We start from the raw sequence: 14,799 nt of genomic DNA, 5'->3' as shown, positions 1-14,799 counted from the left end.
ATACGCACGGATTACGCAGCCGCCGCGACCGTTGAACAGACGCGCCTCTACGCGGCAGTGTGATGATGATTACGTTGGTGGAATTGTTGGAAAGGTCTCCCGCACGAGCGCTAGCGGATCTTTGCTTAAACCCAATTCGCCGTTCAAACACACTTGGTAACACGTGCGCGTAGCTGCCGTATATTGCTCCCAGGGTGGCCGAGCGCCGCGCGCGATCGATACCACCAGGTTATGCACGTGATCCGCGAGTTCCGCTTTCTCCGCAACGGCGTTCGGTCCTAATAGTTCGGTGACGCGTTCCTCGTTCACGGTCAGATTATGGAACATCAGTGGCAAATCCACGCAGTGATTCGCGGGCAATTCGGCCGTGCCGGTGAACTCCAACATCCACACCGGTCCGCGCGCATGTTCGGCCGTTGCGGAAACCCACCGCCGAATCGTGGAATCGCCCAGCAGCCGACCGAACATGCGCCGGGGATCCTGGTCGCTCAGCGCCGCGATATAGCGTTCGGTATCCGTGCACCCAAGGCGGCGGCCGTGTGATCGAATGGCCACTTTGCCCAGGCCGCTGCGATCGAGAAGGCTGCCCGTCGGTTCCAGGTACATTTCCTCCCGCGTGCTGCTCACTATGATCGGCACTTCGGCCAATTCGGAGGGGTCGAAGGGGAACGGGCCCACCGCCATATCGTCTAGATAAAGTGTGCGAAAACGTTGGTAGGTGCGGGCCCGCTGTGCGGCCGAGAGCCGAGGCAGCGCCGTTGCGGGGTGTCGCCGAGCCGCAGCCATGCGCAAGCCCAGCATGCGTTGCGCTAAACCTTGGCGTGGAAAACCGGGGGAGAGCGCGATGACGCGGCGAAATGCGCCGCGGTAGTGGTCGCGCCGGGCAAGCCACAACGCGATGGCAGCCCCTGCCGATTGCCCGATCAGCGTGACGTTCGTGGGGTCGCCGCCGAAGCTTTCAATGTTTCGCTGGATCCATTCCAATCCGATCAAACAATCGGATACCCCGCGATATTGGCCGGGCAGCTGATCGCCTATATGCGCGAAACCCTCGAAGCGCAGCCGGTAACCCAGCGAAACGTACACGCATCCGCTTTGTGCGAAGCTATCGCCACGGTGACCCGGCGAATCGTGATGCCCGGATTCGTAGCGCCCGCCGTGGATAAACACCACCACTGGGGCGTCTTCACCAGCGGCAATGCCCGCAGGTCGAGTGATTGTCAGCGCCACATCGCGCGCCTCGGGCTCGAGCGCGGCGATATCGCCGGCGTCATTCAATACCTGAGGGTCGGCAAAATCGCTGGTCAAGCTGCTATAGGGAACGGAATAGAAGGTGTGAAAATCCCCGTAATCGCGCCCAGTCACCTGCCCGCCAGGGTATTGGACGGTTACGGTTTGCGGCGAAGTGGAAGGCACCATACTTCCCGAATCTAGCAGTGGGTACGATGGTTCACTATGCCGAAACTCGCTGACAATCCCTTGCTGACCACCTCGAACTTGCCCTACCAACTCCCGCCATTCGCAGATATTAACGAATCCCACTTTCGTCCCGCGTTCGAATTCGCCATGGCCGAGCACGCGGCAGAGATCGCGGCGATTGTCGATTCCAGCGAGCCCCCGACATGGGAGAACACCGTTGAGGCATTGGAGCGCGCGGGTCGCACGTTGTCGCGCGTGTCTTCGGTTTTCTTTAATCTTGATGGCACCGACTCCTCGGATGAGCTGAACGATATCGCCGCTGAGATCACCCCAAAGCTTTCCGCCCACACTGACGCGATCTACCAAAACGCCCCGCTTTACCAGCGAATTCGGCAGGTCAGCGCGCCGGAGGGCGATGCGGAGGGCCAGCGCCTGCACGAGTATTTATTGCGCGCTTTTCGACGTCGCGGCGCCGACCTTTCCGCCTCCGACAAGGCCGAACTCAGCTCCCTCAACGAACGTTTGTCCGTCTTAGCTGAGCAATTCGGGCGGAACCTGCTCGCTTCCACCAAGGAGCTCGCGGTGGGATTCGAAGAGGCCGAACTCGAGGGGTTTAGCCCAGCGCGAGTGGAGTCTGCGGCAGCCGACGCCCGCGCATTGGGTCGAACAGGTTTTGTTATTCCCCTCGAATTGCCCACGGTGCAGGCGGCCCAAACCGATCTGGTCAGCGCGCAAGCCCGCGCCAAGCTTTACGCGGCGTCGCAACGTCGCGGCGTCGGCACGAACGATGAGGTTTTGCTGGAAATGGTGCGGCTTCGGGCGCGGCGTGCGCAGCTGCTCGGGTACCGCACGCATGCCGATTATGTGATCGAAGAGGAGACCGCCGGAACTGCCGAAGCCGCCCGCAAACTGTTGTTTGATTTGGCGCCGGCAGCTGCGGTCAACGCTGCCGGTGAATACAAACTGATATCCGATATCGCCGACGGTCCGGTTACCGGTGCCGACTGGCCGTATTGGGAATCCCAGCTGCGCGCCCGCGACTACGCCCTCGATGAGGAAACCTTGCGCCAGTACTTTCCCTTAAATCAGGTGCTACGCGATGGTGTGTTCTACGCTGCGAATCGTTTGTATGGCATCACGGTGATCCCGCGGGAGGATCTCCAGGCCTATGGCCCAGACATTGATGTGTGGGAGGTGCTCGACGCGAACGGCGAGGGCATCGGCCTGTTTATCACCGACTATTATGGCCGCCCGTCCAAACGTGGTGGCGCATGGATGTCCAGCTTTGTGGAGCAATCGCACCTGCTGGGCACGAAGCCCGTGATTATCAATGTGATGGGCGTGACCAAGCCCGCCGACGGTAGTCAAGCGTTGCTGACTCTGGACGAGGTGACCACACTGTTCCACGAGTTCGGGCACGCCCTGCACGGCCTGCTTTCCGATGTCCGCTACCCAACGTTTGCTGGTACAAGTGTTCCCCGCGACTATGTGGAGTTCCCGTCTCAAATCAATGAGAACTGGGCTCTTGATGCCGCTGTAGTTCGCAACTATGCGCGACACGTTGAGACGGGAGAAGTGATCCCCGATCAACTCCTCGCCGCCATCGAAGCCGCAAAGCTGTTTGGGCAGGGCTTTGGCACCTCCGAATACCTGGCCGCCGCCATTATCGATCTCGCATGGCATTCGCTCACCCCCGAACAGGCCGACGCGATCACCAGTATCGCCGATTTCGAACAATCCGCATTGCAGGAGGCTGGCCTCGTGGTGGATCATTTGAAGCCTCGCTACCAATCCACGTATTTCAACCACGTGTTCGGAGGCGGTTACGCCGCGGGCTACTACTCGTATTTATGGGCGGAAGCCCTCGACGCCGATGGCTTCGGTTGGTTTACCGAACAGGGTGCCACCGGACCTGGCGCGAGTGTCGACGCCGCGCGTGCCGCAGGCCAGCGGTTCCGCGACCTTATCCTCTCCCGCGGCGCCTCCCGCGATTACAATCAAGCGTTCGAAGAATTGCGGGGTCGTGCCAAAGACGTTACCCCGCTGTTGAAACGCCGCGGATTGGACGGGGTAGCAAGCTAGCCGAGGCGGCGCTACCCGCCGCTCCTAGCGGGATCCGCTTTATGTAGGTTGCGCTACACTTAAGCCCACGATGAACATTTCCCAACCTGTGGTTGATGCGTTGGATTGGATTGGCCACGAGCTCACTGGTATTCCGTTGTGGATTCAGGCACCTGTGGTGCTGGCGACGGTGGTGTTGTTGTGCGCGTTGTCCGCATTTGTGTTACTTCGCGCGATCGATATGCTTGGTGCTCGGATGTATCCGTTGTTTCATAGTGGTCAGACGCTTCCGCATCCGACGGTTGCCTTAGGGAAAGACGATTAACTGCTGCGATGTCTTCAGATGGAAAGAACAGCAATAAGTACCCGAAATCGCGTGTCAAGCTTGCGCTTGCCGCGTTATTGTTGCTGGTTACCATTTCGTGGCTGGTGAGCCTGCTGTAGGCAGCCAACCCAAGCGCGCGCCCCACCGAACATCAATGGTGGGGCACGGTATGTGGCGTGTTTAGCGCCTGCCTGCTTCGGCGATCTTGCGGAACGCGGGGTGCGTGGCAAAGTCCTCGATAAGCAGCGGTTGGCCCTTGCTGTCGCATAGGGGAACGCACCAATTGGGGTACTGGTCGCGGCAGGTACCCGGCTGGTTTTGGGCGCGTACATCGCCAACCAGGTCCACCAGCGATAAACAAGCGAGGGCGGAGGGTGTGCCGGCGATAAAGCGGTGCATGCCGGCGATGAGGTCCAGGGCGTCGCCACGCTCGGTGCGGTTGGAGTCGTAGAAGTGTTTGTTTTCCAGCGGCCCGTTTTGGAAGCTGCCGGTATCGGCGATGCGTTGCAGAATCTCGTTTTGCCAGCGCAGGTCGTCGGCGTCTTCGTCGGCAACGTCGCGGGTAAACAGGCCGAGGCGGTGGCGCAATGCGATGTGTTCGCCATACAGCATGCCCGCGGTGGGCGGCAGGTCGTGCGTGGTCACCGAGGTCAATGCGAGCGGGCGGTATTCCCCCTGGTGGCGCGGCCCGCCGCTCGGGGAACCCTCGAACCACAGCACGGAGGTTCCCATGATGCCGCGGGCCCCGAGCACGTCCTGTACCCACGCCTCAAAGGTGCCTAGGTCTTCGCCGATCACCACGGCACCGGCGCGTTCGGCCTCCAGCACCAGGATGCCTACGAGCGCGTTGTAGTCGTAGTACACGTAGGTGCCGGTCGTGGGGCTTTGCATGCGGGGGATCCACCACAGGCGGAACAGCCCCAGGATGTGATCCACACGGATGCCGCCCGAATGCCGCAGCACGGTGCGCAGCATGTCCCGCCAGGGGGCGTAGCCGGCTTCCGCCAATTTGACCGGGTGCCACGGCGGCTGCGACCAGTCCTGCCCGAATTGGTTATACCCGTCTGGGGGTGCGCCGACGGACGCGGCGGGGGCGAGGTAGGGGGCGAGGGTCGCGGCGTCGGCACCCCCGGGGTGAACGCCCACGGCGAGGTCGGCCATGATGCCTATGCGCATGCCTGCCGCTTTCGCCCGTGCCTGCGCGGCGCCGAGCTGCTGATCGCAAATCCACTGCAACCAGCGGTAGAAGTCGGTCGCCTCGGCCATATCGGCGCTGTGGCTATTGTGTGCCATGGCCCCGGCTGCGATTGTTTTTTCGGCACACCAGGTGGCAAAGGCTTCCAGCCCGGCGCCTTCGGTTTCGCAGTATTCGCGGAACGCTTGTTCGCGCTCGGGGGAGCGGCTCACGTGGAACAGTTTGTGCAGGATTTCCAGCTTCGCCTGGAAAATCGGATTGCGTTCGATAATGTCCGGCGTGTCGTTGAGCGCGCGGAATTGCTTGGCGTAGCTTTCCAGCGTTGCGCGGTCCTGCGGCGCTAGTCCGGCGACCTCGTCGATGTCTTCGACGTGGATATACAGGGGGTTGATAAAGCGCCGCGAGGTGGGCAGGTACGGGGAGTCCTCGATGGGTGCGAAGGGTTCCCCGGCGTGCAGCGGGTTAATCAGCAGGAATTGCGCGCCCGCGGTGGTTGCGGTTGCTTCCGCGATGGCACCGAGGTCGCGGAAGTCGCCCATGCCCCAGGAATCCCGGCTGCGTACCGAATATAGTTGCGCCATCACCCCTGTGACGGGGGAGGTGACGAGGGAGTCCGCGGTAGACAACCTGGCGGGGGTGACCACCAACTGGCAGGAGGCGGTGAGCCCTTCCGTCACTAGGTGCAGGGTGTGCCAGCCGAGCGGCAGGTTCTTCGGCGTGGCAAAGCTGGCCTCGCCCCATTGGATGCCGTTGATTTCGCGTGACGGGGACCAGTTTTCCACCTGGTGCGCGGGCACCACTTCGCCGGTTTCTAATGCGATGCTGACCTTGGCTTCCGCCCCGTCATGCACGTGAACTGGGAAAACGTGTTCGTCTCCTTGCACGGCGACTACGCAGGGCGGCAGGCTGCGGGTGAATTTTGCGTCTTCGAATTCGTTGATGGCGGCGCGGAGGGCTTCCTCCGTGGGGGCGTTTTCGCCGAAGCCGACGTTGACGCCGAGCGCATTGAGCGTCTTCAGGAGTGTGTCCTCGCTCACTTCTATATGCTCCCCTGTGGAGGAGTAGTAAGAAGTGGCCACGCTGTGAGCGGCCGCTAGGGTTTTGAGTTCTTCTATATAAGTCACAAACAATTATCTTGCCACTTTATTGGTTTGTTCTAGGCATCGTAAAGCGCAAACGCGTACTTTGATATCAGGACACTGACATTTTTTAGCGTGAAGGAGCTTCATTACCGTGCAGGAATACACCACCCCAGCGGCCTACGAAATCGGGCCAAATGAAACGGTCTTGACGGCGCTGATGGCAACGGCGAAGGCCCGCCCGTACGGGGTGCTATTTACGCGGCCCCGGAGTTTTGAGTGGGTAAATGTCACCGCAAAGGAATTCATTGAGGAGGTCTTTGAGGTGGCAAAAGGGTTTATTGCAAATGGGGTGCAGCAGGGCGATCGGGTGGCGTTGCTCAGCGAAACTCGCTACGAATGGTCGCTGTTGGATTTTGCTATTTGGGCGGCGGGCGCGGTGAGTGTTCCAATTTACAGTTCCTCGTCGTTGAGCCAAGTGCAGTGGATTATCGAGGATTCGGGCGCGGTGTTCGCCGTCACTGAAACGGTTGAGCATACCGACCTGATGAAGCACCTCGAGCTGGACGCGGACGGCAACCCGCGCCTCAAGGGTTCCTCTTCGCAGCTGCGCCGCGTGTTGGAGATTAACGCCTCCGCCGTGCAAACGCTGAAATTTGAGGGCCGCGGCATTTCCGATGACGCCGTCCAAGAGCGTATCGACGCCACGCGCGCGGCCGACCTTGCATCCTTGGTGTATACCTCGGGCACAACGGGCCGTCCGAAGGGGTGCCGGTCCACCCACCATAACTGGCTGGCGGAGGTGCGCGCTTTGCTTACCCACCCGATCGGGCACATCGCCGTGCCGGGCACCCGTGTGCTTACCTTTTTGCCGTTGGCCCACGTGTTTGCCCGCGCGGTGTCGTTGGCGGTGGCGGTCGGCGGCGCCACGCAATCGCATTGGTCTGATTTTTCCACGTTGACGGTGGAGTTCCAGCGGGCCCGACCGAACCTGATTTTGGGTGTGCCACGGGTGTTTGAAAAGGTGCGCAATGGCGCCGAGGCAAACGCGTTTGATAATGGCCAAGTAAAGGGCACCATGTTCCGCGCCGCGGAGAACGTGGCGATCGAATACTCCCGCGCCTTGGATACTCTCGACGGCCCGTCCCGCGTGCTGTCCCTGAAGCACAAGGCCTTTGACCGTTTGGTGTATTCGAAGATCCGGGCGGCTATGGGATCGTCTGTGCGTTATTGCATCTCTGGGGGCTCCGCCATGAGCCACGATTTATTGCATTTCTTCCGCGGCATGGGCGTGACCGTGTACGAGGGTTATGGCCTTACGGAGACCGTCGCGGCCGCCTCGGTGAATTTCGACGACAATATCATTGGCACCGTCGGACGCCCCGTCGGCGGGGTGTCGGCGCGCACGAATCCGGACGGCGAAATCCTCCTGAAGGGTGAAATCGTGTTCGATGGTTATTGGAAAAACGAGGACGCCACCCGGGAAGCCATGACCGAGGATGGTTGGTTTAATACTGGCGATCTTGGGGAAATCCTTGAATCTGGTCACATCATAATCACAGGCCGCAAAAAGGATCTTATTGTCACCGCTGGCGGCAAGAACGTTTCCCCGGGCCCGATGGAGGACCGCCTGCGCAATCATCCGCTGATCAGCCAGGCGCTGGTCGTGGGCGATGGCAAGCCCTTTGTTGGCGCTCTGATCACCCTCGATGAGGAGGCCGTCAAACGGTGGAAGCTCAATCACAATTTCGCGGAGTCCACCACCATCAAGGATTTGGCCAGCGAGCCGATGCTGCGGGCCGAAATTCAGGACGCCATCAACGACACCAATGCGCAGGTTTCCGCGGCTGAGGCCATTAAGAAATTCTATATTTTGGACCGTGACCTGCTAGAAGCGGAGAACGAGCTCACGCCCACATTGAAGATCAAGCGGAACGTCGTGGTGCAGCGATACTCCGATGCGATTGATCAATTATATAAGCGATAGGCTGTCGTCTGAATCAGCGGGGCGCGAGCTTTTCAGGTAGTGCGGGGGTAGTTTTCTACCCTCGCCGTTACGTTCGCCTGGCAAGCGTAAAACGGTGCGCTACCTGGGGGTTGTGGGGGCGGGGCGTCGATAAGCAGTGCGAGGGAAGCGCTACCTTGAAAGCACCCCCGCTGCCCTGTGCGGGAAGCTTTCTGGTGTGTCTCGCGGCGAGGCTTCCCCAACCACTCTAAGAAGTGCCTTAGGGTCATATTCGATAACGGCCGCTGAAGCAAACCGCGGCGGCCGTACCCGTTCGAGTACCTTAAGGAGCAGCCGTGCAGGTGACCGATGCGAAGCTGCGCCACCGCGAGCTGACGCAAGAGGTGTACGACATTGGCGATGAAGTGGCCACGTACATCGATAATCTTGTGGAGGCGCTCACGGACTGGGACACGGAGTTGGTCGCAGATTGTCGCCTCGAATTCGAGGAGATTGTGGTTGAGGCCCGCGATGATTCCCGCCGTGTAGTTGCCGAGCTCGCCGGTGTGCGCCAGGCCTTGGTGTCCGGGCTGCGTTCCGGATCCATGAGCACCGCCCGCACCACGCGGGAGGCGATGGTGGAGCGCCCCAGCCGTCTGCGCGCGGTGGACCTGATGCGCGAATACCCGCTTTCTGGAAGCCCAGTGGCGGTCCGGCAGCTTGCCGACGCATTGAACGCGCGTTCGTCCGCAGTAGTGGAGCACCTCGGCGAGATTACCGAATGGGTGATCGACCAAACCGCCGTCGCCGCCGATGACCTCGATTCGCTTAGCCTGCCGCAGCTGTTTTCCCGCACCCGCGACCTAGTGGCGTGCGCAGTGGAGGCGTGGTTTATTGCGGTTGCGGAGGCACACCCCGCCTATACTCGCACTATGCGTGGACATAACCCTCCCCAATTCCTCATGGAACGCGCGCGTATCGACGCCGTGGTAGCCCGCGTTGCACGTCGCCGCGCCGAAACAGCGCACGACAAGGGCTTCGCTTCATGACGCGGCCCTTCGGGGTGTATATCCACGTTCCATTCTGCGCCTCCCGGTGCGGGTACTGCGATTTCAATACCTACACCCCGGGCGAGCTCGGTAGTGCGAGTTCCCCGGAGGAATACCTGGTGGCGTTGCGCCGCGAATTGGAATTAGCCGCCGCCACGGGGAACACCCGGCCTGCCGAAAGCGTGTTTATCGGCGGCGGTACCCCTTCCATGCTGGGCCTGGAATTGGCGCGGGTGCTGGACTTTCTCCGCGAAACCATTGGTATAGCTGCCGGGGCGGAAGTGACCACCGAATCCAATCCGGAATCCACCTCGCCGGAATTTTTCGCCGCCTTGCGGGAGGCCGGGTTCACGCGCATTTCCTTAGGCATGCAATCCGCCGCCCCGCACGTGCTACGCGTATTGGAGCGCCGCCACACGCCGGGGCGCGCGATCGCGGCCGCTCGGGAGGCCACCGCCGCCGGGTTTGCGCACGTAAACCTGGATATGATCTACGGCACCCCCGGCGAATCGGATGATGATGTACGCGCCACCTTGGACGCGATCCTGTCCACGGAGGTGGACCACGTTTCCGCCTATTCGCTGATCGTGGAGGATGGCACCGCCATGGCGCGGAAGGTGCGGCGCGGGGAAATCCCCACGCCCGACGAGGATGTATTAGCACACCGGTACGGGTTGATCGATCGGGCGTTGCGGGACTCCGGGTTCGACTGGTACGAGGTGTCCAACTGGGCGCGGGCCGGTGGAGAATGCCGCCACAACCTGGGGTATTGGCGCGGCGGCGAATGGTGGGGCGCTGGCCCGGGGGCGCATTCGCATCTCGGGGATAGCCGGTTTTTCAATGTGAAACACCCGGCCCGGTATGCGAAACTGTGCGCGGAAGGGCGGTTGCCGGTGCAGGAGGCGGAGACCTTGAGCGAACACGATCGGCACGTGGAGGACGTGATGCTGGGGCTGCGCCTGAAAGAAGGCATCGCGGCCGAATTGCTGGGGGCCGGCGGGGTGGCCGTTGCGGAACGCTATTGTGAGCAGGGGTTATTGCGGCGAGTTGGGTCACGCATCGCCTTGACCGACGCCGGTCGCTTGCTCGCCGATGGGATTGTCACGGATATCCTGCTGGGCGAAGAGTAGCTTATTAGCGACGCGGCTTTGCCGCTCAAGTGCACGTGGCATACGATGCCGCGTAGGCCGCCCGCGTTCGTATTGCCCGCCCCGCGGAATCTGCCTGCGGTGTTTGCCGTGTCAGATCTGCCTGGTTTTCCTGCCGTGTCAGATCTGCCTGGTTTTCCTGCCGTGTCAGATCTGCCTAAGGCAAATGTCGCACGTGCGCGTTTCCCCAGGAAAACTCGGCCCAAAAATCAGGCAGATCCGGCGGAGCAAGGCAGATGTGACGTGGTCGAAGAGCTGCCAGGCAGATTGTGCGTGGCTGTGGAGTGCGGGCTTTGGTGGTTGGTGATCGATGTCGTTTCAACGTGTTCAAGGCGGCCGTAACGTATCGCGCGTAACAGTGCGTTGCCTTCAGTGGCCTTTTATTGGGGTGGTGGTGTGGAGGATCTGCCTGGTTTTCTGCCGTTGCAGATGTGCCTGAGGCAGATGTAACACGGCGGTTTCGCGTTCCTGCGGAAACACCATCGTGCGACGACCGGCATGTCGAATCTGCCTGACCGAGGCTTGTGGGCCGATTCCGGCCTCCACCTCGCCACATCACCTGGTGTGGTGGTGAGGATCTGCCTGTCTTTCCACCCGCGACAGATCTGCCTGAGGCAGATTCGTCGCGGCCGCATTTCCCCAGGAAAACTCGGCCCAAAAACCAGGCAGATCCCGCGCAGCCAGGCAAATGTGACGAGGCAGGACAGCAGCCAGGCAGATTGTACGTGGCCGGGGAAAAGGGGGCGCTTCAGCTGCGGGGTGTGGCGGGCAGACGGAAGTGGCGCGGCTGGCGCGGCGTGAGAATGGGCCGGGGTGTGCCGGGTTTCGGACTCACCGAAAAGTATTGAGCTTCACCGTGCCGGTTACAGGGGTGTGGTGGGCGCGCAGCAACAAAGGCAGGTCGGCAAACAAAGCCGAGGTAGTTGAGGTGCAGCGAACGATCGCCGTGAGAAATCTGCCGTTCGGATTCGGCCGTGAGGATTCAGCCGTGAGGATTCGGCAGTTAAGGGGCGGCGTCAGGATTTGGTGTTTGGTTTCGGCCTTTATGTTTTGGGTGGTTGTGTGGTGTTGGTTTCGGCGCGGTGGATGGCGCGGCGCAGGGTGGTGATCAGTTCGCGGGGTTTTTGCAGCAGCCCGTGGGTGATACGTAGTGGTTCCCAGCCGAGTTCGCGTAGCCGGATCAACACTTTGGCATCGTAGTCACGTTGGCTGCGTTGAAGGTGGTGGGCACCGTCGTAGAACAAACCAACGCGGATATCGGGCCAGCCGGAATCAAGCACGGTGAGCAGGGGTGTGCCATCGTCTGCCAGCGCACCGGAGTTATAGATCGGGATTTGCACCTCCAGGTGTTGGCGCAGCTGCTCGGCAATCAGGCGTAGTACGGTTTCCGGGGGCGACTGGGCACCGGTGCGGGACAGGTTCAGCAGTTTTTTCAGCTGGCGGGCGCTGAAAATATTCCGCGCGATGTCACGCACCAGCTGAAAGTTCAATGTGGTGCATGCGCGCAGCGCGTCAATCAACTGGATGGCGCGGACTTCCCAGTTGGCAAGGTTGGGTACTTGGTAGACCCACCAGGAGTGGCGGTCGCGCTGCAGATCAATCAGGCAATCCACCAGGGCGTATTCGGGGGCGACGACCTGCATGCCGGGTAGTTCCTGATCCGGTGTCCATACCCTGGTGCCTGGCCGCAGTCTGCGGCGGGTGGCGTCGAACACGCTGTGGCTGCGTTGGAAATTACTGGCCACATGCACGGTGATGTGGGCGTCATCCACCCAGTACTTCAAACCGGCATACGCTGCGGCGGCCCAGCCGCCGATAATGACATTCGGGGTTTGGGTGAAATGCGCCCGTGCCCGCAGCATGATCGGGGCGGCAAACCCGAGGCGCTGCGGGTGATACCGCGAACCCCACTCCACCTCCCGACTCGCACGACAATACCCACGCGGCATCGCAAGCCGGCGAGTGATGTTGATGAAAGAGGTGTCAAGCAGTTTGGTGCGACGCTGAAACAAACCCATAGCACCAGGCATAACCCCAAAACAGCACAAACCCTAGGGTTTTCCCGCACACACCCCAGCAACCTGTGGATAACTTGAAACTATCCACAGGCACACAGGGTTTCAGCGGCAACAAGGTGGCGCGCGGGGGCGCGAAGGGGTATAATGCCGATCGCCGCTGCGGGGGAAACAACATGATTGCCAGCAGGTGGATTACTTGAGTGGTTGCTACAAGGTCGTGCTCTGGTGGCTAGGATTTTCCAGCGCTTCAAATGTGCGACGCGTTGCTAGTGCACCAATCGCGTTCGCCCAGCGACGGGCGGAAAAGCGCCGTGCTCCCGCGCTCAGGCAGATTCGACATGCCGGCCATCGAGCGGTTGCGTTTCCGCAGGACGCCGATCCTGCCCTGTCAGATGTGCCTGAGGCAGATCTAACAGGGCCAATGGTTCGGGAAAGTTCGAACCTTTATGTACGGGAGGGAATGCAGGCCACGTCCGTCGATAGGTTGCGCATAGCCCATCGATCTGCGCGAAAAGCCACCCGCAGTATGTCTATTCCTCGGCTTCGACGGCCGCGCCGGAAGCCTCGCCAGTGTTGTGGCCTTCGGGGGTTCCGGCGAAATCGATCGTGACCTGGTACATGCCTCGGATAAGTTTGAACATGGCAAAACCGAAGCGGTATCCGCGAGCCAGTTGGAGGCGTTGCTGCGGGGTCAGGTAGTTGCTGAAGTCGAACTCAACCTCAACATTGCTGATCTTGTCGCTCCAGGTGCGCGGCGTGTAGGGGTCTTTGAGTCGGAACGGCATTTTGCAGGGGGTGCCCGTCCTTGCGATGGCTTTTTCGCTGGCGGTCATGACTATCGGGGATTCGCTTTCGTAGCAGAGCCGACCGCCGGGGAATCGTTCGGCCATGGCCTGGACGGCGGCTCGCACGTCGTCCACTTCGATGTAGTAGAACACGCCGGGTGCCATGGCGATGATGCCTTTGCTGGCGTCGACGTGGTTCATCCACTCATGGTCGGTAAACGAGTAAGGCAGGTCGATTTCGTTTTCCCCGTTGGGGATCCACCGGTGGCGTAGTTCGATGACGTCCGGGAAGTCGAGGTTATAGATGGTGCACGCCTCGCCGGCTAGGTCTTGGGTGAGGCTATCCAATCCGCAGCCGATATTTACTACGGCTGCGCCGGGGTGGGTTTCCAGGTAGCGTTTGGCGTTGGTGACGGTCATGAGGTGGCGCAGTCCGTACACCAAGGCGGGAAAGCCGCCGAGGGCTTGGGCGGCGGTTCCTTCCGCACGCGCTATTTCTTCTGCTTGGCGCGCCCAGGGGTCGGGGAAGAGCTCAGGCCAGTTGTGGGAGGCGGTGGCGCGGCCGAATAGTGGGTAGAAGAGGGTGTGGGAGACTGTGTCCATGTGCATTAGATTAGGCTGGCTTGGGTTGTTCGGCTAGTGCGGTTTGGGTTCGAGGTTGCGTCGGGAACCTGCGTAGACTGTTGCGAAAAGGTTGGAGCGTTGTGCGAAAGGAGCGTTGGCGTGTCTAGTGCTACTGAGCAGCGGCGCCATAAGGTGCTGTGCGCCATTGTGGCCGATTACATTTCTTCCCAGGAGCCGGTGGGTTCGAAGGCGCTGGTGGATCGCCACAATCTGGGGGTGAGTTCGGCGACGATCCGCAACGATATGGCGGTGCTGGAGTCGGAGGGCTATATCGTGCAACAGCACGCCAGTTCGGGCCGCATTCCGACGGAAAAGGGCTATCAGGCCTTTGTGGATTCCATCCATGATGTGAAGCCGTTGTCCAAGGCGGAGCGCCGCGCGATCCTTGCGTTCCTCGACCAGGGCGTGGACCTTGAGGATGTGCTGCGCCGCAGCGTGCAATTGTTGAGTCAATTGACGCGCCAGGCGGCGGTGGTGCAGCTTCCCACGTTGAAGGTGTCGCGGGTGCGCCATTGCGAGGTGGTGGAGTTAACGCCCACGCGGCTGTTGTTGGTGCTGATCACGGACACCGGCCGGGTGGATCAGCGCAATGTGGAGTTGGGTGAGCAGCTCGCCCCGGAGAAGGTGGCGCGCCTCAAGGACAATTTGAACAGGCGTTTGTCTGGCAAGACGTTGGCGGAGGCGAGCGTGGCGATGGCGGACATGGCTGTCGACGCCCCGCCAGACCTGCGCAACGCCTCCATCCGCTGTGCGACGGTGCTGGTGGAAACTTTGGTGGAGGCGCCCAGCGAGCGGCTGATCCTTTCGGGTGCTTCGCACCTGTTCCCGTCTGGTTTGCCCAGCGTGGTTGAGGCCTTGGAGGAGCAGGTGGTGGTGTTGAAGCTGCTGTCCAGTGCCCAGAATGTGGGCCAGGTCCAGGTGAGCATTGGGGATGAGGAGCTGCGCGGCGCCGCGGTGGTGGCTGCGGGTTATGGGGCCACGGGTGCTACCTTGGGTGGCATGGGCGTGGTGGGCCCGAACTATATGGATTATTCGGGAACAATGTCGAAGGTTTCGGCTGTTGCACAGTATGTAGGGCGGGTACTTGCTGGCCAGTAGGCTACAATGCCTTGACGTTCATTGAGTAGTTCATAAGGGAGTTAGAAGTAGAC

General features: G+C 61.0%; 10 protein-coding genes. 6 read left to right on the top strand and 4 right to left on the bottom strand.

The annotated features are described in order from the left end of the window. Positions 1-69: 69 nt before the first annotated feature. Positions 70-1,419, bottom strand: coding sequence for a carboxylesterase family protein (locus CCANI_RS10130; RefSeq protein ID WP_146323605.1), 1,350 nt, complete (start codon positions 1,417-1,419; stop codon positions 70-72). A 36-nt stretch (positions 1,420-1,455) separates the two neighbouring features. Between CCANI_RS10130 and CCANI_RS10125 the strand changes: the two genes are divergently transcribed. Together CCANI_RS10125 and CCANI_RS10120 are read left to right on the top strand one after the other, a co-directional pair. Then, on the top strand, positions 1,456-3,501 hold the full coding sequence (locus CCANI_RS10125; RefSeq protein ID WP_146323606.1) for a M3 family metallopeptidase: 2,046 nt from the start codon (positions 1,456-1,458) through the stop codon (positions 3,499-3,501). A 70-nt stretch (positions 3,502-3,571) separates the two neighbouring features. Next, positions 3,572-3,805, top strand: coding sequence for a hypothetical protein (locus tag CCANI_RS10120; protein WP_146323607.1), 234 nt, complete (start codon positions 3,572-3,574; stop codon positions 3,803-3,805). Positions 3,806-3,985: 180 nt separating this feature from the next. Here the strand turns inward: CCANI_RS10120 and malQ are convergent, their stop codons facing one another. Further along, positions 3,986-6,124, bottom strand: coding sequence for a 4-alpha-glucanotransferase (malQ, locus tag CCANI_RS10115; RefSeq protein WP_146323608.1), 2,139 nt, complete (start codon positions 6,122-6,124; stop codon positions 3,986-3,988). A gap of 109 nt (positions 6,125-6,233) precedes the next feature. Between malQ and CCANI_RS10110 the strand changes: the two genes are divergently transcribed. From CCANI_RS10110 to hemW, 3 genes are all read left to right on the top strand, one after another. After that, complete coding sequence (locus tag CCANI_RS10110) at positions 6,234-8,066, top strand: AMP-dependent synthetase/ligase (RefSeq protein WP_146323609.1); 1,833 nt, start codon at positions 6,234-6,236, stop codon at positions 8,064-8,066. 314 nt (positions 8,067-8,380) lie between these two features. Continuing rightward, positions 8,381-9,073 (top strand): hypothetical protein, encoded by a 693-nt coding sequence (locus CCANI_RS10105; protein WP_146323610.1) that lies wholly within the window; start codon positions 8,381-8,383, stop codon positions 9,071-9,073. Then, a complete protein-coding gene (gene hemW, locus CCANI_RS10100) occupies positions 9,070-10,203 on the top strand; it encodes a radical SAM family heme chaperone HemW (RefSeq protein ID WP_146323611.1) in 1,134 nt (377 codons plus the stop codon). Before CCANI_RS10105 ends, hemW begins: the two co-directional genes overlap by 4 nt. A gap of 1,061 nt (positions 10,204-11,264) precedes the next feature. Here hemW and CCANI_RS10095 read toward each other — a convergent pair. Then, the gene (locus CCANI_RS10095; RefSeq protein ID WP_146323612.1) at positions 11,265-12,239 is read right to left on the bottom strand and encodes a putative endonuclease domain-containing protein; all 975 of its coding nucleotides are present in this window, start codon (positions 12,237-12,239) and stop codon (positions 11,265-11,267) included. A gap of 530 nt (positions 12,240-12,769) precedes the next feature. Further along, a complete protein-coding gene (locus CCANI_RS10090) occupies positions 12,770-13,627 on the bottom strand; it encodes a class I SAM-dependent methyltransferase (RefSeq protein ID WP_146323613.1) in 858 nt (285 codons plus the stop codon). A gap of 120 nt (positions 13,628-13,747) precedes the next feature. On the opposite strand from CCANI_RS10090, the gene hrcA reads away from it, so the two are divergent. Continuing rightward, the gene (hrcA, locus tag CCANI_RS10085) at positions 13,748-14,746 is read left to right on the top strand and encodes a heat-inducible transcriptional repressor HrcA (protein WP_146323614.1); all 999 of its coding nucleotides are present in this window, start codon (positions 13,748-13,750) and stop codon (positions 14,744-14,746) included. The last annotated feature ends 53 nt before the right edge of the window (positions 14,747-14,799 follow it).

The sequence above is a fragment of the Corynebacterium canis genome, from assembly GCF_030408595.1.
GTDB lineage: Bacteria > Actinomycetota > Actinomycetes > Mycobacteriales > Mycobacteriaceae > Corynebacterium > Corynebacterium canis.
Note: the sequence above shows the minus strand (reverse complement) of the source record. Positions and strands in the feature narration are given on the sequence as shown.